The 19,790-nt window shown below is 65.2% G+C and carries 18 protein-coding genes; 11 read left to right on the top strand and 7 right to left on the bottom strand.

Features of this window, described 5'->3' with window-relative positions; all coding sequences use genetic code 11:
* Positions 1–29 precede the first annotated feature (29 nt).
* Together F0Q45_RS06435 and F0Q45_RS06440 are read right to left on the bottom strand one after the other, a co-directional pair.
* Positions 30–3,191 (bottom strand): MFS transporter, encoded by a 3,162-nt coding sequence (locus F0Q45_RS06435; protein ID WP_373424931.1) that lies wholly within the window; start codon positions 3,189–3,191, stop codon positions 30–32.
* Positions 3,192–3,323: 132 nt separating this feature from the next.
* Entirely contained in the window at positions 3,324–3,668 is a 345-nt protein-coding gene (locus F0Q45_RS06440; RefSeq protein WP_188112815.1) for a hypothetical protein, read from the bottom strand.
* Positions 3,669–3,674: 6 nt separating this feature from the next.
* Here F0Q45_RS06440 and F0Q45_RS06445 point away from each other — a divergent pair, with 6 nt between their 5' ends.
* Positions 3,675–5,048, top strand: a complete 1,374-nt coding sequence (locus F0Q45_RS06445) for an HNH endonuclease signature motif containing protein (protein WP_149653155.1) — start codon at positions 3,675–3,677, stop codon at positions 5,046–5,048.
* A 33-nt stretch (positions 5,049–5,081) separates the two neighbouring features.
* On the opposite strand, the gene F0Q45_RS06450 is transcribed toward F0Q45_RS06445, so the two are convergent.
* Positions 5,082–5,768 (bottom strand): esterase, encoded by a 687-nt coding sequence (locus F0Q45_RS06450; RefSeq protein WP_149653156.1) that lies wholly within the window; start codon positions 5,766–5,768, stop codon positions 5,082–5,084.
* Between the two features lie 311 nt (positions 5,769–6,079).
* Between F0Q45_RS06450 and F0Q45_RS06455 the strand changes: the two genes are divergently transcribed.
* The 5 genes from F0Q45_RS06455 (at position 6,080) to F0Q45_RS06475 (ending at position 13,335) form a co-directional block, all read left to right on the top strand.
* Positions 6,080–8,263, top strand: coding sequence for an adenylate/guanylate cyclase domain-containing protein (locus F0Q45_RS06455; protein ID WP_262490892.1), 2,184 nt, complete (start codon positions 6,080–6,082; stop codon positions 8,261–8,263).
* Entirely contained in the window at positions 8,260–9,663 is a 1,404-nt protein-coding gene (locus F0Q45_RS06460; RefSeq protein WP_149653157.1) for a mechanosensitive ion channel domain-containing protein, read from the top strand. The genes F0Q45_RS06455 and F0Q45_RS06460 overlap by 4 nt, the downstream gene beginning before the upstream one ends.
* 83 nt (positions 9,664–9,746) lie before the next feature.
* Positions 9,747–10,994, top strand: coding sequence for a glutamate-5-semialdehyde dehydrogenase (locus tag F0Q45_RS06465; protein WP_149653158.1), 1,248 nt, complete (start codon positions 9,747–9,749; stop codon positions 10,992–10,994).
* A 23-nt stretch (positions 10,995–11,017) separates the two neighbouring features.
* Positions 11,018–11,893, top strand: coding sequence for an AAA family ATPase (locus F0Q45_RS06470; RefSeq protein WP_149653159.1), 876 nt, complete (start codon positions 11,018–11,020; stop codon positions 11,891–11,893).
* On the top strand, positions 11,893–13,335 hold the full coding sequence (locus tag F0Q45_RS06475; protein ID WP_149653160.1) for a vWA domain-containing protein: 1,443 nt from the start codon (positions 11,893–11,895) through the stop codon (positions 13,333–13,335). Before F0Q45_RS06470 ends, F0Q45_RS06475 begins: the two co-directional genes overlap by 1 nt.
* Positions 13,336–13,338: 3 nt before the next feature.
* Here the strand turns inward: F0Q45_RS06475 and F0Q45_RS06480 are convergent, their stop codons facing one another.
* From F0Q45_RS06480 to F0Q45_RS06490, 3 genes are all read right to left on the bottom strand, one after another.
* On the bottom strand, positions 13,339–14,376 hold the full coding sequence (locus F0Q45_RS06480) for a class I SAM-dependent methyltransferase (protein ID WP_373424930.1): 1,038 nt from the start codon (positions 14,374–14,376) through the stop codon (positions 13,339–13,341).
* A gap of 141 nt (positions 14,377–14,517) precedes the next feature.
* The gene (locus tag F0Q45_RS06485) at positions 14,518–14,946 is read right to left on the bottom strand and encodes a type II toxin-antitoxin system VapC family toxin (protein WP_149653162.1); all 429 of its coding nucleotides are present in this window, start codon (positions 14,944–14,946) and stop codon (positions 14,518–14,520) included.
* Entirely contained in the window at positions 14,930–15,163 is a 234-nt protein-coding gene (locus F0Q45_RS06490; RefSeq protein ID WP_149653163.1) for an AbrB/MazE/SpoVT family DNA-binding domain-containing protein, read from the bottom strand. Before F0Q45_RS06490 ends, F0Q45_RS06485 begins: the two co-directional genes overlap by 17 nt.
* A 78-nt stretch (positions 15,164–15,241) precedes the next feature.
* Here F0Q45_RS06490 and nadD point away from each other — a divergent pair, with 78 nt between their 5' ends.
* The 5 genes from nadD to F0Q45_RS06515 are packed head-to-tail and all read left to right on the top strand — an operon-like array spanning position 15,242 to position 18,510.
* Complete coding sequence (gene nadD / locus F0Q45_RS06495; protein ID WP_149653164.1) at positions 15,242–15,907, top strand: nicotinate-nucleotide adenylyltransferase; 666 nt, start codon at positions 15,242–15,244, stop codon at positions 15,905–15,907.
* A complete protein-coding gene (rsfS, locus tag F0Q45_RS06500; RefSeq protein WP_149653165.1) occupies positions 15,904–16,281 on the top strand; it encodes a ribosome silencing factor in 378 nt (125 codons plus the stop codon). Before nadD ends, rsfS begins: the two co-directional genes overlap by 4 nt.
* Positions 16,278–16,949 carry a glucosyl-3-phosphoglycerate phosphatase gene (gpgP, locus tag F0Q45_RS06505; RefSeq protein ID WP_149653166.1) on the top strand — a complete coding sequence of 224 codons (672 nt, stop codon included), beginning with the start codon at positions 16,278–16,280 and terminating at the stop codon, positions 16,947–16,949. The genes rsfS and gpgP overlap by 4 nt, the downstream gene beginning before the upstream one ends.
* Positions 16,939–17,676, top strand: coding sequence for a diglucosylglycerate octanoyltransferase (gene octT / locus F0Q45_RS06510; protein ID WP_149653167.1), 738 nt, complete (start codon positions 16,939–16,941; stop codon positions 17,674–17,676). The genes gpgP and octT overlap by 11 nt, the downstream gene beginning before the upstream one ends.
* A 3-nt stretch (positions 17,677–17,679) precedes the next feature.
* Positions 17,680–18,510 carry a DegV family protein gene (locus F0Q45_RS06515; RefSeq protein ID WP_149653168.1) on the top strand — a complete coding sequence of 277 codons (831 nt, stop codon included), beginning with the start codon at positions 17,680–17,682 and terminating at the stop codon, positions 18,508–18,510.
* Between the two features lie 8 nt (positions 18,511–18,518).
* Here the strand turns inward: F0Q45_RS06515 and F0Q45_RS06520 are convergent.
* Positions 18,519–19,790 (bottom strand): PecA family PE domain-processing aspartic protease (locus F0Q45_RS06520; RefSeq protein ID WP_188112816.1); only part of this gene is annotated, 1,272 nt, incomplete at its 5' end.

Genomic DNA, 19,790 nt, shown 5'->3' on the forward strand with positions numbered 1-19,790 from the left:
TCTCGGGAGGCGTGCCCGCATGGTCAAGCTCAGTGGCCCACCAAAGTCATAATTTGTGGCAGGGCTTCACGCGCCGCGATCCGGCCTGCCTCGCGGGCGCGATCGATCTGGTGGTACTCCATCAAACCGACGTCGATCGGGTTGGGCTTGATCACCACGTCGGCTTGCGCCAGTGCTGCCGTCGACGCCATCGCGCTGCTGATCGTCATGGTGCGCATGAGGGTGTCGACCATCCCGGGCACCCGGGGGCTCCGCCGGCGCCTCCCGCTGGAGCCGGAGCTTGGGTCAGCCCCGGCGGTGACGCTCACCGCGACGAGGGGTCCGTCTTGCCCCGCCAGCGTAGCGACGGGCACATTGTCTAGCACACCTCCGTCGACGTGCAGTGTGCCGTCATAGACCATCGGCGCATAAAGCACCGGCAGCCGCAGCGAACAGGCGAGGACGTCGGCGAGCTTACCTCGGCGGTGCACAACGGCCTGCCGTGCCAGCAGGTCGACGCTTACGCAGCGGAATTGGTGCGGCAGCTCCTCCACCAACTGCTCGCCGAAGGCGGCGCGCAGGGTGGCCATGGTGCGGTGTCCGCGGATGAGTCCCTTGCTCGGCACGGTGTAGTCGCCGTGGCTCCTGCGTACGAAGTACTCATAGATGTGCGCGTCCACACTGGCAGCGTCCAGACCGCCGGCGGCGAGTGCGGCGATCACCGCTCCCATGCTGGTGCCGGCGAACCGGTCGACCGTGATCCCGGCGGCCTCGAGCTCTTCCAGTACGCCGAGGTGGGCCAGCGCCCGCGCGCTCCCACCGCTGAGAACTAGCCCAACGGACCGGCCGGCGATGCGAGCTGCGAGCGGGCGCAGGTCGACTTTGCGACTTTGGGGGGCAAGCGTGTGCAGCGACCGCGGCGTGATCAATTGCTCCCACGCCCGAAGTTGATCGCGGTCGGGCGCCGGACCGGCCACCACTAGATCAGCGCCCTTGGTCCGCGCTGGTAGCGGAACTGACGGCGGGTTGGGGTCAGCTGCGACCACTACAACGCGATCGGCGACGCGCAAACAGAAGTCTCGCCACTGCGGGTCATTGATCGCCGCCTGCAACACCACCCGATCCGCGGCCTGCTCGGCGCGTTCTAGCCCGTCACGACTCACGAAGCCGGGGGCGACTACCCGTAGTCGATCCGACAGTGCTGCGCACAATTCGCTGGCCACCATCCCCACCGGCGCGTCAGGGCGGGCACCGATGACCGTGATCACCACCTCCGGCGTCGTCCGAAAGGCCACACGGGGAGTCTGGTGCTCGCGATAGGCCAGGACCCGCACCAGTGCCCCGAGTACGCGGGGGTCGGTGATGTCGTCGAAATCGGCCTTGGTCAGCCGGGTTAAGACCGAGTCCCGGACCGCTCGTACCGACGCCCAACGGGGCGCGCCGATCAACAACCCGCGCTCGCCGATCACTCCGCCGCGGCCCAACTCTGCGACTACGCCGTCGCTGTCGAGGACCTGTAGCCGGCCGTCCTGCACAACATAGAGCGAATCGGACGCATCGCCTGCGTGGAACAGGTACGAGCCGGCCTTGAACTCGACGTGCTCGCCGCGGCACTGCAGGTGGGCCAGGGTGATTGCGTCCAGCCCATCTAACAGCTGCCGAGCTTTCGGCCCGTCGGCGACTAGCGACACCGGTGGCGCCGGCGCGATGGATTCCGGTAGCTGTGATCTGGGCGGGTCGAGCGGCGCCGGCTCAGGTCCTTCGCCCTCGGCTAGGGCGGGGCGGGCGCGACCCAAAAATACTGCTCCCACGGCGACCGCGAAAAAACAGAGGGCTGCCATCACCCATCCGCGGCGCAGGGCCTCTTCGACTTCGCCCCGTGCCGGCGTGCCGATCAGAATCACCAGCACCGCGACACCGATCACGGCGCCGACCTGACGGATGGTGCCGGTCACTGCCGAAGCGGTGGCGTAACTGCCGCCTGCGACCAGCCCGGACAGCGCGGCGCTGCCGAGCAGCGGGAAGGTGGCGCCGACTCCGATGCCCTGCAGAATTTGGCCGGGCAGCCATTCACCGAGGAAATCAGGCTTGGAGCCGACGCATTCGAGACACCACAACAGGCTGCCGGCCCAGATCAGGGCGCCGGTGCCGACGATGAGGCGATAACCGCGCCGATCGGCGACCCGGCCAAGCACCGCCGCCACAACGGCGGCGACGAAGGCGGCGGGGGCGACCGCCAGGCCTGCCCCTAGCAGCGTGTAACCCCAGACGTAGTTGAGGAACAAGATGTGGGTCAGCAGGTAGGCGTAGAAACCGGCGGCGGAGACGGCGGTCAGTCCGGTGCCGACCACGAAGGATCGGATGCGCAGCAGCGCGGGGTCAACCAGAGGCGCCGAGTGATGCCGCGAGCTGGTCACGAAGCCGGCCATCGCAACGGCCGCGGCCGCCAATGATCCGATCGTTGGCAGAGTGGTCCAACCCCAGTCCGGACCCTTGATCATGCCGAGGGTCAGCAATCCCAGCGCGATAGCCAGCAGCAGCGCTCCACGCACATCGGGCACGCGCCGCCGTCCGGCGGCCCGGCTCTCCACCAGGGTGCGGCGAGCGGCGAGCACCGCCAAAATTCCCAGCGGAACGTTGACCAGAAACACCCACCGCCAGCCGGAGGCCTCAACCAGCGCGCCCCCGATTGGGGGGCCCAGACCCGCCGCGATTGCCCCCGCGGCGCCCCACAGCGCGACCCCGTGCGCGCGTCGCTTGGCTTCGAAACCCTCGACCACCAGCCCCAGCGATGCCGGCACCAGCACCGCTGCGGCGATACCCTGCAACACGCGGAACGCGATGAGCTGCCCGACGCTGTCGGCGACAGCGCATAGCCCGGACGCGGCCGTGAACAACACCACGCCGGAGATGAACATCCGTTTGCGCCCAAGCAGGTCAGCGAGCCGCCCAGCGGCCACCAGAAACGCCGCGAAGACGATGTTGTAGCCGTTGAGCACCCACGACAGGCTGCCGATGCCACTGTGGAAATACCTCTGGATGTCCGGGAACGCGACGTTGACGATCGTTGAGTCCAGAAAGGCCAGGAAGGCGCCAAATGCAGCCACCAACAGTATCAATGTCGACGGGGGCTGGCGGCGCTGGCGCAGTCGGTCGGGCTTGGCGGGTGGGGTTGACGACGCAGTCGGCCTTGGGATGGTGTGGACGGTAATCGCCGGCTCCAAATCGTATGATACTGATAATGTTGACTAGGTGTACGATTGGGTAGCATACGCGACTGCGGTGCCAGGCGCAGGGCGAGCAGGTATGACGCAACCCGGCCCGGGGTCCGCTTAGCCAATACTTCATTGGCGAAGTACTTCATTGGCGAAGTGCAAGCCAGTCGCCAAGACATCGACGGCTCCATCAGGATCGAGCCGGAACAAAGAGCCGCTACCACGGGCCTCGCTACCACGGGCCTCGCTACCGCGGGCCTCGGTGGCCGCGCCCTTGTGATACTCGTAGCCAGAGCTGTAGGTGGACTCAGTGAAAAACACTGTACCATCGCAGGATTCGACAACATTCGAACAGAACGTCAGCGGCCGGCCGACAACTTCGGCGACCAACGTCTCAAGGCGTCCGCTGACCGGGATTCCCACCCGGTTAGCTGTGAGCGCAAGGTCTTGGTTGTCGGCGAGCAGTGATAGCATTCGAACATGCGTTCGAGTAGTCGGGAAGAGATTGTTGCGGCGTTCGACGACCTCGACGCCGCGCTGGAGCGGGTCATGGCGCTCTCGTGCGACGTGCTGACCACCCCGGAATGCCTGGCGATGTTGCAGCGCTGCGAGAAGCTAAGGCGCCGGCTGCCCGCTGTCGAACACCCGTTGATCAACACACTCGCTGAACAGGCCGACCCCACCCAATTGGGCGGCAAACTCCCTTTCGCGCTGGCCCAGCGACTGTGCATCACCCGCGGCGAAGCCTCCCGCCGCGTCCACGAAGCCGCCGATCTCGGGCCGCGCCGCGCACTGACCGGCGAGCCCTTGCCGCCGCTGCTGACTGCCACCGCCGAAGCCCAACGCGCTGGTCACCTTGGCAGAGAACATGTTCAGGTCATCCGCAGCTTTCTGCGCCACCTGCCGAGCTTCGTTGACTTAGCGATGCGTGACAAAGCCGAAGCCGAACTGGCCACCCTCGGGCGTCGGCACCGTCCCGACCAGTTGGACAAGTTGGCCGCCAAGATGACCGACTGCCTCAACCCCGACGGCACCTTTACCGACGTCGACCGTGCCCGACGGCGTGGCGTCATGATCGGTAAACAGGGCCCCGACGGCATGTCCGCCATCAGCGGATACCTGACGCCCGAGGCCCGCGCCACCGTCGATGCCGTCCTGGCGAAACTGGGGGCTCCTGGCATGGCCAACCCTGCCGATGCCGCCCCGTGTCTCAGTGGCACCCCATCCCAAGGCGCGATCGACTCCGACACCCGAAGCGGCGGCCAACGACACCACGACGCGCTCCACGCTGCGCTGCGGGCCCTGCTGTGCTCGGGGGATCTGGGCCAACACAACGGGCTGCCCGCCACCATCATCGTCTCCACCAGCCTGGCCGAGCTGGAATCCGGCACTGGGCACGCGCTGACCGGCGGCGGCACGCTGTTGCCGATGCACGACGTGCTCCGGCTGGGGGCCCACGCTCATCACTACCTGCGCATCTTCACCACCGGGCGCGAGTTGGGCCTGTATCACACCAGACGCATCGCGACACCGGGGCAGCGACTAGTGCTGTACAACAAGGACCGCGGCTGCTCATTTCCCAACTGCGACGTGCCGGGCTATCTCACCGAGGTGCACCACTGCACCGACTTCGCAGATTGCAACGACACCAACATCGACGACCTCACTCTGGCCTGCGGCCCCCACCACAAACTCGTCACCTCAGGCGGCTGGACAACCCGCAAACTTACCAACGGCACCACCGAATGGATTCCGCCGACCCATCTCGACTTTGCTGGTTCCGAGGGACAACCCAGGATCAACACCTTCTTCCACCCCGAAAAGCTTCTGCACGACAACGAGGACGATCCGTGAGCATCAGCCAGGGTCGCCTGACGGGCGCGACTACTAGGCCAGCATCGAGTCGATTGCGGAGCGGGGAACCAATGCCTGGGTGGCCGCAGCGGGCTGGGGCAGCAGCTCGCCCGGATTGAAGAAGAACGTGATCCCGTCATTGGTAATGGCAAAGTTCTGGTAATTCGCGGGATCCAAACCCGCTGTGGGCGCTATCGACAACTGTTGTCCAGTCTGCTTTTGCAGCGCACTTTGCACGATGGGAAAGACGATCTGCAACGGATCAGTATTCGGCTGCCACAGCGTGTCGTAGGTGATCGGCTTGCGGTAGCCCTGATCCCAGTTGAAGGCCTTGTACCGGGTCGCCGGCTGCCCGGTGCCAACGTTCTGGACAACTGTCAGCACCAACGACTGGGTGCCACGAGGCGGGATCGCCGACTCGTAGTTGGACGAAGTGATCGTCAACTGATAGGGCGCCTCGCGAGGAGCAGACGAATGGGCAGTGCTGAGGAATTCGTCTCTGGTTTGGGCGACGTAGCTCTCCAGCGACTTCTGGTCGGGATAGGAGCTGGGGAGGCTGATATTGACGGAATACGCCGGATCCGAAATCTGAATCTCGCATACCTGTCCCACAGTGCTGCCTTTCAGCTCGTCACAGTAGGTCCTGGGCGCGGCCGCAGCGACCCCGTGACAGCCAAGAACCGCGGCGGCTAGGACAAGCAGAAAAACCTGGACTCTCATCGTGAAGCTCCACCGAGGCAGAGCGGCGGCACCCGGGCAGCAAAACAGTGCTCGGATGCCGTCGCAACCGAGTCGACGTCCAACCGAGCCAAGACAAGAGCGGCCATCGCTCGAGGATAAGGCCATATCAGCGGGCGATCGTGACATGGGCCGCCGTCGACCCCATCGCCTCGATGAGGCCAGCGCGCCGATCACGACGCGCTATGGCGGCTCCGGGGTAATGTTTGCCCCAAATCCCGTTTTCCTTGCCGTTTCGCGTTAGTCTGCTGCGTGATCTGCCGGTCTTGTCGCCGTCAGCGAAAGGAAGCGGATTGGAATCGGGGCAGCCAACCGAAACGGTGCTGGAAGACGAGCCGGTCCCAACCGGGAAACGTGGACGCCGGCTGCTGCGGTTGTTCCGGGTTGGCATCCAATCCAAGTTGCTGGTGACACTGCTGCTGTGCAGCATCATGTCGGTAGCGGTGGTCGGCCTCACCGGGTATGTGACCGGCCGCAACGCGTTGCAGCAAGTGGCTACCGAGCGGCTACTGGAGCTACGTGAGTCGCACAAACGGCAGTTGGAGGCGATGTTCGCGGAACTGGTCAATTCTCTGCTGGTCTACAGCAGCGGGTTCAGTGCCGTACAGGCGATCGAGGCGTTCACCGCCGGCTTTGCCCAGTTGGCCACTGCGACGATCAGCCCCGCGCAGCAGGAGTCGATCGTCAACTACTACGCCAATGCGGTGGTTCAACCGATCAATCAACTGACCGGTGACGAGCTCGACCCCAATGCATTGCTACCGACCTCCAACGCACAGAAGTATCTGCAGGCCTACTACAGTGCGCCGGTCGCCTCCGCCAGCGAGTCGATGCAGTCCAACGACGCCGGGGACGGCAGCGCCTGGTCGGCAGCTAATGCCCGCTACAACGACTTCTTCCGCGGCATAGTTACCCGCTTCGAGTATCGGGACGCTCTGCTGCTGGACCTGCAGGGCAACGTGGTCTATACCGTGACCAAGGGCCCCGACCTTGGTACCAATATTTTCACTGGACCGTACCGCGAGACAATTCTGCGCGACGCGTACCGAAAAGCATTGCGCTCCAACAATGTTAATTTCGTCTGGATCACTGATTTCCAACAGTATCAGCCGCAGCTCGACGCCCCCACCGCATGGGTGGTTTCGCCGATCGGTATGGACGGCAAGATCGAAGGCGTCATGGCCCTGCCACTACCCATCTCGAAGATCAACGACATCATGAACGCTCACAAGCATTGGGAAGCTGTTGGCATGGGCCGCTCGACCGAGACGTATCTGGCGGGCCCGGACAACTTGATGCGTTCGGATTCACGCCTCTTTCTGCAGGACAAAGAGAAGTATCGACGCGAGGCGGTGGCCGGCGGCACGCCGCCTGACGTCGTGGATCGAGCGATCCGGTTGGGCAGCACGGTGCTGGTGCAGCCGGTGCCGAGCAAGGGTCTTCGGGCCGCCCAACGCGGTCAGACCGGCGTCACGCACGACACCGACTACTTGGGCAATAGGGAGCTCGAAGCCTATGCGCCAGTGGATCTGCCCAACTCCGATCTGCACTGGTCGATATTGGCGACCCGCGACGACTGGGATGCCTATCAGCGGCTGTCCACCTTCGGCAAGACGCTGATGGTGGCGGTTGCGGGGATCACCTTGGCCATCTGCGTGGTGGCGATGCTGCTTGCCAAGCTACTCGTGCGGCCCATCCGACGGCTGGAGGCCGGCACCGAGCGGATCAGCTCAGGTGACTACGAAGTCACCGTTCCGGTCAGGTCACGCGACGAGCTCGGCGACCTCACTGCGGCCTTCAACGAGATGAGCCGCAACCTCAAGATCAAAGAGGAGCTGCTCACCGAGCAACGCAGGGAAAACGACCGGCTGCTGCTCTCGCTGATGCCCGAGCCGGTGGTACAGCGCTACCGAGAGGGGGCAAAGACTGTCGCGCAGGAGCATCAGGACGTCACCGTCATCTTCGCCGACATCGTGGGGCTCGACGACATGTCCGATGACCTGTCGGGTAACGAACTGGTCGCCATCGTCAACGACCTGTTCCGTCAGTTCGACTCTGCAGCCGAAGCTCTTGGCGTGGAAAGGATCCGCACCTTCCACAATGGCTATCTCGCCAGCTGCGGCGCTACCACACCACGACTGGACAACATCCACCGCAGTGTTGACTTCGCCATGGAGATCCAGCGCATCATCGACAGGTTCAACAGCCGATCAAGGCATCAGCTGCGATTGCGGGTCGGCATCAACACCGGGAAAGTCATCACCGGACTGGTCGGCCGCTCCAGCCTGGTCTACGACATGTGGGGCGGCGCGGTCAGCCTGGCGTGTCAAATGCACAGCGGCTCCCCGCAACCTGGGATCTATGTCACCTCGCAGGTACACGAAGCGATGCGCGATATCTGGAAATTCGTTGCTGCGGGCACGATTTCGGTGGGCGGAACAGAGCGGCAGATTTGGCAGCTGGCGGGCCGGCAATGAACATCTTTGGTGCGGCGTGGTTCTACTGGGCGACCGCGGTCGCCATTGGACTGCCCGTCCTGGTCGTCATTTTGACCGAGTTGCAGCACTCGCTGCGCCGCAGGCGAAGTCATCTTGCCCGGCAGGTCAGCTTACTGCGCAACTACGTGCTGCCGCTGGCTGCGCTGTTGCTGCTGATCGTGAATGCGGAGGGAGTTCCGGCCCGCGACAACGCAGTTCGGATTCTCACCACGGCATTCGGTTTCTTGGTGTTGGTGCTGCTGGTGTCCATGCTCAACGCAGCTGTTTTTGCGGGTGCACCGGAAGGGTCGTGGCGCCAACGACTCCCCGTGATCTTCCTCGACGTCGCCCGGTTTGTGCTGATTGGCGCCGGGCTGGCGGTAATTCTTTCCTACATCTGGGGTGTTCGGGTCGGGGGCCTGTTTACCGCACTGGGCGTGACCTCGGTCGTTATCGGCCTGATGCTGCAGAATTCGGTCGGCCAGATCGTGTCGGGCCTTTTCATGTTGTTCGAGCAGCCCTTCCGAATCGACGATTGGCTCGACTCGGCCACGGCACGCGGACGGATCGTCGAGGTGAATTGGCGCGCCGTCCACATCGACACCGGCAGCGGCCTGCGCATCACCCCCAACGCGGTGCTGGCCAGCACACCGTTTACCAACTTGAGCCGCCCGCCGGGCGCATACAAGTTGGCGATCACAACCACCTTCTCCGAGGCCGACGCGCCCGATCGAGTATGCGCGATGTTGTCGCGGGTCGCCGGAGAGCTGCCGCAGCTCTACAGCGGCTTCCTACCGGTCTCGGAGCCCGTCGGCGGGGCCGAGTACTGCACAACCATTTGCCTGCGGACGCCGGCCGACGAAAGTGCCGCCCGAGCAAACTTTTTGCGGTGGATCTGGTATGCGGCACGGCGGGAGGGACTGCATCTGGACGGCGCCGACGACGACTATTCGACGGCCGAACGTCTGGGGCAGGCGTTGCGCACGGTGGTGGGTCCGGCCTTGCGGCTCAACGATGCCGATCAGCAGTCGCTGATGTCCCATGCCAGACTGCTGCGCTACGGGGCGGGCGAGACCGTGCAGTACGCGGGCCAGGTGCCGGCGGCAATGCTGTTCCTCGTCGCTGGACGGGTGCGGATAACCGCTACGGCCGACGACGGATCGGTGGTGCCGATCTCGACGCTGGAGGCGGGCGGGTTTCTGGGGCTGACCGCGCTGACCCGGCAGCCGAATCTAGCCGACGCCTATGCGCTCGAAGAGGTCACTGCAGTGGAGATCGGCCGCGAGCATCTTGAGCATCTGGTGATGCGTCAACCATTGCTACTGCAGGACTTTGGCCACATCCTGGAGGAACGGCAGAGTCAGGTGCGCCAGAGCCTTCGTCGGGAATGGATGAACTGAGGCAGCTGCGCCGCCGCCGCAGTTCGGCCCGGCCAGAACCAGGTCGTCTGACTCGGCCGGCTAAGGCCCGTTACCCTGGGCTAATGAGTGTGCAAGCACCTTCGTTTCCCGACCTGCGTCAAGAGGTGCACGACGCCGCACGGCGCGCTCGGGTGGCCGCACGGGTGCTGGCGACGTTGCCGAGGGTGGTCAAAGACCGGGCGCTGCACGCCGCCGCCGCCGACATCTTGGCCCAGGCCGACCAGATTTTGGTCGCCAACGCCCAAGATTTGAACGCCGCGAGAAAAGCCGACACCCCCGCCGCAATGGTCGATCGGCTAGCCCTCAACCCGCAGCGCATCGACGGCATCGCCGCCGGGCTGCGCCAGGTTGCAGGCCTGCCGGACCCGGTCGGTGAAGTGCTGCGCGGCTACACCCTGCCCAACGGGCTGCAGCTGCGCCAGCAGCGCGTCCCGCTCGGCGTGGTCGGCATGATCTACGAGGGCCGCCCCAACGTCACCGTCGACGCCTTCGGGCTGACGCTCAAGTCCGGCAACGCCGCGCTGCTGCGCGGTAGCTCCTCGGCCGCGAGGTCCAACGCAGCCCTAGTCGCGGTATTGCGCACCGCGCTGGTTGGCCAGGACCTTCCCGCCGATGCCGTGCAGCTACTGTCGGCCGCCGACCGCGCCACCGTTACCCACCTGATCCAGGCGCGCGGCTTAGTCGATGTGGCGATACCGCGTGGTGGAGCGGGCCTGATCGACGCGGTGGTGCGCGACGCGCAGGTTCCCACCATCGAAACCGGAGTCGGCAATTGCCACGTCTACGTCCACGAAGCCGCCGATCTCGACGTCGCTGAGCGAATCCTGCTGAACTCCAAGACCCGCCGGCCCAGCGTCTGCAACGCGGCCGAGACGCTGCTGGTCGATGCCGGGATCGCCGAACATGCGCTGCCGCGACTGCTGGGCGCCCTGCAAGACGCGGGTGTCACCGTGCATCTCGACCCCGACGAGGACGGCCTGCGTCGCGAATACCTGGCCATGGAGATCGCGGTCGCTGTGGTCGACGGTGTCGACGCCGCCATCGCCCACGTCAACGAATACGGCACCGGGCACACCGAAGCCATCGTGACCACCAACCTTGCTGCAGCCCAACGGTTTACCGAACGGGTTGACGCCGCAGCGGTGATGGTCAACGCGTCGACGGCGTTCACCGACGGTGAGCAGTTTGGGTTCGGCGCCGAAATCGGCATTTCCACGCAGAAACTGCATGCCCGCGGTCCGATGGGACTGCCGGAATTGACGTCTACTAAATGGATCGTGTGGGGGGACGGCCAGACCCGCCCGGCCTGACGCCCGGTTAAGGAGAGTTGATCGTGACCGTACCCGCTCGGCCTGCGCCGTTGTTCGCTGACATCGCTGACGTCTCGCGGCGGTTGGCTGAGACCGGCTACCTGCCCGACACTGCCACTGCGACGGCGGTGTTTCTTGCCGACCGGCTCGGCAAGCCGCTGCTGGTGGAAGGCCCTGCCGGCGTCGGCAAGACCGAGCTGGCCCGCGCCGTGGCCCAGGCCACCGGCTCCGGGCTGGTTCGGCTGCAATGCTACGAGGGCGTCGACGAGGCACGCGCCCTCTACGAGTGGAATCACGCCAAGCAGATCCTGCGGATCCAGTCCGGCTCGGGTGACTGGGAAGCGACGAAAACAGACGTGTTCAGCGAGGAATTCCTGCTGCAGCGCCCGTTGCTGACGGCTATCCGACGTACCGAGCCGACGGTGCTGCTGATCGACGAAACCGACAAGGCTGACATCGAGATTGAGGGCCTGCTCTTGGAGGTGTTGTCGGACTTTGCGGTGACGGTCCCAGAGTTGGGCACGCTCACCGCCGAGCGGGCGCCGTTTGTCGTGCTGACCTCCAACGCGACCCGGGAGTTGTCTGAGGCGCTCAAGCGTCGTTGCCTGTTCCTGCACATCGACTTCCCGACACCCGAGTTGGAACGCCGCATCCTGCTGTCCCGAGTGCCTGAGTTGCCCGAGCACCTCGCCCAGGAACTGGTGCGCATTATCGGCGTGCTGCGGGCAATGCAGCTCAAGAAGGTGCCGTCGATCGCCGAGACCATCGATTGGGGTCGTACGGTGCTGGCGTTGGGGCTCGACACCATTGACGACGGCGTGGTAGCGGCCACGCTGGGGGTGGTCCTCAAACATCAGTCCGACCAGCAACGCGCGGCCGGGGAACTCAGGCTCAACTGATGGCGACGCGTCGTATTCGCCCAACCTATCCGCTGGCACCGCACGGATTGCCCGGCCATTTGGTCGGCTTCGTGGAAGCGCTTCGAGGCAGCGGGATTTCGGTGGGCCCATCGGAGACGGTGGACGCCGGTCGGGTGATGGCCACCCTCGGGCTGGGCGATCGGGAGGTGCTGCGCGAGGGCATCGCCTGCGCGGTGCTGCGCCGGCCCGATCACCGCGACACCTATGACGCCATGTTCGACCTGTGGTTCCCCGTCGCTCTGGGTGCTCGCGCGGTGGTCCTCGAGGACGAAAGTGCCGGCGGGACCGAATCTTTGGCGTTCGACGACGTCGACGCGATGCGGCAGCTGCTGCTGGAGCTGCTCACCGACAACCCCGACCTGGCCGAGATGGACGAGCGGCTGGTGGCGCTCATCGCGCGCATCGTCGAAACCTATGGAAAATACAGTTCCAGCCGCGGCCCGTCCTTTTCGTCCTATCAGGCGCTCAAAGCGATGGCGCTAGACGAGCTGGAAGGCAAATTGCTTGCCGGGCTGCTTGCCCCCTACGGTGACCAGCTCACACCCACCCAGGAGCAAATCGCTAAAGCGGTTGCTGCTCAACGGATCGCGCAACTACGCAAGATGGTCGACGCCGAGACCAAACGGCGCACGGCAGAGCAGCTTGGCCGCGACCATGTCCAGATGTACGGCATTCCACAGCTTTCCGAGAACGTGGAGTTTCTGCGAGCCTCTGGTGAGCAGCTACGCCAGATGCGCCGGGTGGTGGCCCCGCTGGCCCGCACGCTGGCGACCCGGCTGGCGGCCCGGCGCCGGCGCGCCCGTGCGGGGTCGATCGACCTGCGCAAGACGTTGCGCAAGTCGATGTCCACCGGCGGAGTGCCGATCGACGTGGTGTTGCGCCGGCCGCGTCCGGCGCGCCCGGAACTGGTGGTGCTGTGCGACGTCTCTGGTTCTGTCGCCGGGTTCAGCCATTTCACCCTGCTGCTGGTTCACGCCTTGCGTCAACAGTTTTCGCGGGTTCGGGTGTTCGCCTTCATCGACACCACCGACGAGGTCACGCACATGTTCGGCCCCGAAGCCGATCTGGCGGTCGCGATCCAGCGGATCACCCGGGAAGCCGGCGTCTACAACCGCGACGGTCATTCCGACTACGGCAACGTGTTCGTCTCGTTCCTGCAGGCCTTCCCGAATGTGTTGTCGCCGCGCAGCTCGTTGTTGGTGCTCGGCGACGGGCGCACCAACTACCGCAACCCGGCCGTCGACGTGCTATCCGACATGGTGACCGCCAGCCGGCATGCGCACTGGCTTAACCCGGAGCCCAAAAACCTTTGGGGCAGCGGCGATTCGGCGGTTCCGCGCTACCAAGAGGTAATCGCCATGCACGAATGCCGGTCGGCCAAACAGTTAGCCGAGGTGATCGACCGGCTGCTGCCGGTGTGACCGTCAGCGCGTCTTCTGAAAGACGAGCCAGCGCATCGGGATTGGGCTCATCTCCCGCTCGACGGGGAACACGTCAAGCCCGCTGACCCAATTGGCGTACCAGCTGGTGGGCGGCCAGGCGCCCGGCGGCAGGTGAGCCTGTTCATAGTCGTATACGGAGTCGTCAGCGATCAGCTCGAGGGGTAGCCCAGCTGTCGCGGCTGACATCTCGGGCCGGGTGAAGATGCCGGTGTAGACCTGTTGCCCGAACTCTCGCGTGGCTTGGTCGATCGGGTAGTCCAGGTCCGCCAGGAAGGTGTTGAACACCAAACGTCCGCCGGGAATCAGGCAATGCGCCGCTAGTTCGAACAAGCCGCGCAACTGCTGTGTTGACCGGAAGTCAGGCACCACCTCAGAGAGCACGATCAGCTGATAGTCGCGGCGCAGGTCATCGATGCTGGCGAAGACGTCGCGCACGATGACGTGCACGTCGAGGGATTCCCGTTGGGCATCGGCGCGAATGATGTCGGCAAACTTCGGTGTCATCTCCACCACATCGACCGGGTGGCCGCGTCGCGCCAACGCCAGGGCGTTTCGGCCGGTTCCTGCCCCGATCTCCAGCACCCGATGCGTGGTTGGCTCGGCTGCCTCATTGGCTAGCGCCCAGACGCGCGCGTCGGGTTCGGTGCCGAACAGCGGAGGCTCGCGGGTGCTGATCCAGTTCTCGTACTCCTGCGCCACGGTGCGCCATTGGGGCCGGACTTGATAGTGCAACGTGGGGCCGACGGGAGCGTTGTAGGAGATGACGATGCTCGAGCGTTGCGAGGCCGCGTACGCCGCTGCCAGCTGCTCTTCGAGCACCTTTCTGACGTGGGCAATCTCGTCGGCGGAAAATTCGCGACCCACAGTCGCGAAGAGCTTGGCGCACATCGCCACGTACTCGTCGATCATGCTCGGAACGGCCGGCAGCGTGATTTCGCCGGTGACCTGAGATCGGCTATAGAACCGCCGGGTCATCGACTCCTGCAGTGGCGGTGTCGGCTGGTCTGAGGTGAGCGGCATGTTGTCCACAGACACCTTTTACACGACTGAGCGCACTATTACCCGCGCATTGGCGTATTGGCTTGCGACCTGCTGAGAACTTTGCGGATGAGCAGCGCCGGCCCGGACGCCGCGGAGCCGGCTCCGAAGACTCGGTGCGGCTCACGTCAGCAACTCGACATCGATGTCGAGGGCGCGATAGACGTCCAGCGTGCGCCGATCGCGGGTTGCGAGGGGTAGTTGATGCTCCTTCGCAGCGGCACCCACCAGCGCGTCGTAGACGGCGCCCCCGGCGATCTCGGCTGCTCCGATTTGGGCCAGTAGCAGCGTGGTGGCCCCAGCGCCGAGGAACCTGGTCGCCGGGAAGGTGTGGGAGAGCAATTTCGCGACGGTCGCGGGAGTTCTGCGGGCAGGCGGCGGCAGGCGGGTGAGGACAGAGAAGGTCTCAAACGCAGCGTGCCCGGCGAGACCGAGGGTGCGGCCGGCCAATGCGCGAAACGTCTGCTCATGGTGGTCGTGGTCGGCCACCACCAGGGCGACCGCCACGCTGGTGTCGACCAATACCACCCCTGCGTTACCGCTGGCCAGCATCGCGCAGCGTCCGCACGACCGCGTCGTCAACCTCAGCCCCGCCCGCGGGTATCACCAGACGATCATCTCGCTCGACCAGCGAGTCACCGGCTAGTGGTTCAATGCGCAGTCCAGCCCCGTCGGCGGTCACCTCGACCTCACCTGCTCGCAGACCGAGGTGATCACGCAGTGGCTTAGGAATAACCAATCGCCCCGCCTTATCGATGGTTGCGCGCATGCCAGAACAATACCAATTCTCCTGGCGCGCAGTCGCCACCCGGTGCGATGCGAAGCTGCTCCAGTAAGCTGGCAAACCGTGCATGAGCACCGTCGCAGACTGGGGGTGATGGGTGGGACATTCGACCCCATCCATTACGGACACCTGGTTGCTGCCAGCGAGGTGGCCGACCTGTTCCAGCTCGACGAAGTGGTATTCGTGCCCAGCGGCCAGCCCTGGCAAAAAAGCCGGCATGTTTCCGCCGCCGAGGATCGGTACCTGATGACGGTCATCGCTACCGCCTCCAATCCGCGCTTTTCGGTGAGCCGGGTCGACATCGACCGCGGCGGGCCCACCTATACCAAGGACACCCTGCGCGATCTGCGTGCCGGCAACCCGGACTCCGAGCTGTACTTCATCACCGGCGCCGACGCGTTGGCCTCCATCCTGACTTGGCAAGGATGGACGGAGGTGTTTGAGCTGGCGCGGTTCATCGGGGTCAGCCGGCCGGGCTATGAGCTACGCCGCGATCACATCACCGGCGTCTTGGGTGGGCTGGCCCAGGACGCGGTCACCCTGGTGGAAGTTCCGGCGTTGGCGATCTCGTCGACCGACTGCCGCCAACGCGCCTATCAGTCCCGGCCGCTGTGGTACTTGATGCCCGATGGCGTGGTGCAGTACGTCTCCAAGCGCCGGCTGTACCGCGAGCCTGAGGGCACCGCCGGCCCGACGATCCCGAGCCTATCCGCCGGGAACAGCACATGACGGCCAACCAGGACGCCATCGACATGGCGACGGTCGCGGCCGGGGCCGCCGCCGCCAAGCTTGCCGACGACGTCGTCGTCATCGACGTCTCCGGGCAGCTGGTGATTACGGACTGCTTCGTGATCGCCTCGGCATCCAACGAGCGGCAGGTCAATGCCATTGTCGACGAGGTCGAGGAGAAGATGCGCCGGGCCGGCTATAGGCTGGCGCGCCGTGAGGGCGCCCGCGAAGGCCGCTGGACATTGCTGGACTACCGCGACATCGTGGTGCACGTTCAGCACCAGGACGACCGAAATTTCTATGCGCTGGACCGGCTGTGGGGCGACTGTCCGGTGGTGCCGGTGAAATTGGCGTCGGATGCGGGCGCACCATGAGAGTCCGGCGCCTGGTGATGCTGCGGCACGGGCAGACCCACTTCAACCTCGGCAGCCGAATGCAAGGGCAGCTGGACACCGAGCTCAGTGAGCTGGGCCGCGCCCAGGCCGTGGCCGCCGCGGAGGTGCTGGGCAAGCTGCAGCCGTTGCTGATCGTGTCATCCGACCTGCGCCGCGCCCATGACACCGCGATCAAGTTGGGTGAGCGTACCGGGCTGAAGGTCTGGGTGGACGACCGGTTGCGGGAGACCCGTCTTGGCGACTGGCAGGGTCTGACCCACGCCCAGATCGACGTCGCGGCCCCGGGGGCACGGCTGGCTTGGCGCGAAGACGCGACATGGGCACCCCATGGCGGGGAAAGCAGGGTCGACGTGGCAGCACGCAGCGTGCCGGTGGTCGCCGAGCTGTTCTCCGGTGAGCCCGAGTGGGGCGATCCCAATCAACCGGATCGACCGATCATCCTAGTAACCCATGGCGGCCTGATCGCTGCCTTGTCCGCTGCGCTGCTGAAGCTGCCGGTGGCCAACTGGCCGGTCTTGGGTGGCATGGGCAATGCCAGTTGGGTGCAGCTCTCGGGCCATTCCGAGGAGTCGGCCGACTTCGACCGCATCCGCTGGCGCCTGGACGTATGGAACGCGTCGGCTCAGGTCCCCAACGATGTCCTCTGATTTCCGCCCGGTGCTGCTGGTCTTCGCCGACTCGCTGGCTTACTACGGCCCGAGCGGCGGCTTACCCGCCGATGACCCTCGTATATGGCCGAGCCTTGTTGCTGCACAGTTGGATTGGGACCTTGAGCTGATCGGCCGCATCGGCTGGACCTGCCGTGACGTCTGGTGGGCGGCAACCCAGGACCCGCGGGCCTGGGCGGCGCTACCCAGGGCCGGCGCTGTTGTCTTTGCCACCAGTGGGATGGATTCGCTGCCATCGGTGTTGCCGACGGCGCTGCGGGAACTGATTCGCTATGTGCGGCCGCCCCTGCTGCGGCGGTGGGTCCGCGACGGCTACGGCTGGGTGCAGCCCCGGCTGTCACCGTGGGCCAGGTCCGCTTTGCCGCCGCACTTGACCGCCGAATACCTCGAACAGACCCGCGGTGCAATCGATTTCAATCGCCCTGGCATCCCGATTGTGGCGTCCTTGCCGTCGGTGCACATTGCGCAGACATACGGCAAGGCGCACCATGGCCGCGCGGGCACCGTGGCGGCGATCACCCAATGGGCGCAGCGCCACGATATTCCGTTGGTGGACCTGAAAGCCGCTGTGGCCGAACAGGTTATGAGCGGACGGGGCAATCCCGACGGCATTCATTGGAACTTCGAAGCCCATCAGACGGTGGCGGAGCTGATACTCAAGGCGCTCGCCGAAGCCGGCGTGCCGAACGAGAAGCCGTGTTGCTGAACTATGACCGTCATCGTGGTGACCGATACATCGTCGCGCCTGCCGGCCGAGTTGCGGGCGAGGTGGTCGATCCGCGAGGTCCCGCTGCACATCTTGCTCGATAGCGCCGACCTGCGTGACGGCGTGGACGAGGTCCCTGATGACATCTACAAACGCCATGCCACCACCGCCGCGGCCACTCCGGCCGAGCTGTGCGCCGCCTATCGGCGGGCTTTGGCCGACAGTGGTGGCGACGGGGTAGTGGCGGTGCACATTTCGTCGGGACTGTCGGGAATCTATCGCGCCGCCGAGCTGACCGCGGCCGAGTTGGGAACGGCCGTAAGGGTTATCGACTCGAAGTCGTCAGCGATGGGCACCGGTTTCGTCGCGCTGGCTGCCGCGCGGGCCGCGGCCGACGGCGCTGATCTGGACACCGTCGCGAGTGCCGCGGGAGCCGCGGTGGGCCGCACGCATGCGTTTATCGTCGTCCACCGATTGGACAACCTGCGCCGCAGCGGGCGGATCGGCGGCGCCAAGGCGTGGCTGGGTACCGCGCTGGCGTTGAAACCACTTTTGCGTGTCGATGACGGCCAACTCGTTTTGGCCCAACGGGTTCGGACGGCCAGAGGCGCGATCACCGCGATGGTCGACCAGGTCTGCGAGGTGGTGGGGGAGCGCCCCGCCGCGCTCGCGGTGCACCACGTCGTCAACCCGGATGGGGCCAACGATGTGGTGGCGGCGCTGGCGCAGCGGCTACCGGCGTGCAAGCCGGCGATCATTGCTCCGATGGGGCCCGTGCTGGCACTGCACGTCGGCGCCGGTGCCGTCGCGGTTTGCCTGCAATTAGCCGAGTAAGACGCAGATCAGATCAGCCTGTCAAAGATTGTCGTCCCTACAGCGTCGTTGTTCGCGACATAGATCGGTATGACTGAGAAGGGGTAATTCCCGGTATTGAACACGTAGTATGCGTCTTGGCCCGGCACGGCGTTTGGCGGTGCGGACGCCACAACACGCGGGTTGTTGGCCGCGGTGACCGTCTGCGTGTAGAGGTGGACACCATTGATCGTGTAGACCGAGATGGTTGTTCCCTCGGGAAGGCGATTACCGATACTAAGGCCCGGCACCAACGATTGTGGGATAGTCCCCCCCACACCACCGGAATCGACGAATACGCCTACAGTCTGCGGTAGTTCGTTGTTGATCTGTACCTGCACCACTGTTCTTGGAGCTCCATCCATCTCCACATGCGGAGGCAGCGAGTTGGGACCGAACTCCAGCAAACCGCGAGGCATGTTGATCAACACGCCCTGATTCATATTGCCCGGTAGCGTCGCGTTGATGGGGTCGGAGAAGGGAAAATCGTTGTTCGGGCCGACGCCCAGAAAGGCGGGTAACAACGAAAGGTCGTTGATAGGGTTCGCTGGCGTACCCAGATATGCGGAGGTAGCGACACCAACGGTGGTCGAGCCGGTGACGATGCCGTTTCCAAAATTCACGGTCGTTTGATAGATCTCGTAGTCGACGAAAAGGGTACCGCCGTAGCTGACGGAACCCGTCGTCCCGGTGGGTGTGAGGTTCGCGCCAGTGACGTAATGCGGTGGAACCACAAGACCGGAGGCGCCGGAGTCGACGATGGCGGGCGAATTCGGTCCGCCGCCCACCGAGATGTTCAACAGCGGGTTGCCGAATTGATCTACATAGATAAGCACCTGGCTGGGCGAAAGGAGTGTGCTTATCCCCGCGGTCCCGGGTTGTCCCAACAGGCCCGCGTGACCGCCTACACCTCCGACGCCTCCGGGCCCGCTGGCCCCGCCCGTACCGCCATCGCCGATCAGCAGGCCCCCGCGCCCGCCGGTACCTCCGGGCATTCCGCCGTAAACGCTCTTGCCGCCGGTGCCGCCGTCGCCGATCAGACCCGCGGGCCCGCCGGCACCCCCAGGCACTCCGGCGCGGGTGCTGGTGCCACCGGTCCCGCCGTCGCCGTACAACCACCCGCCGGCCCCGCCGGCCGTGCCCACACCTTGAGCGTTGGTGTATCCGTTGGCGCCGTCGCCGATGAGCGGGCGGCCGGTCAGCTCTACGAAGGGCTCATTGACCGGGCCAGCCGCGATCAACACGAGCTGTCTGATGTTGGC

The organism is Mycobacterium simiae (assembly GCF_008370645.1).
Taxonomy (GTDB): domain Bacteria; phylum Actinomycetota; class Actinomycetes; order Mycobacteriales; family Mycobacteriaceae; genus Mycobacterium; species Mycobacterium simiae_A.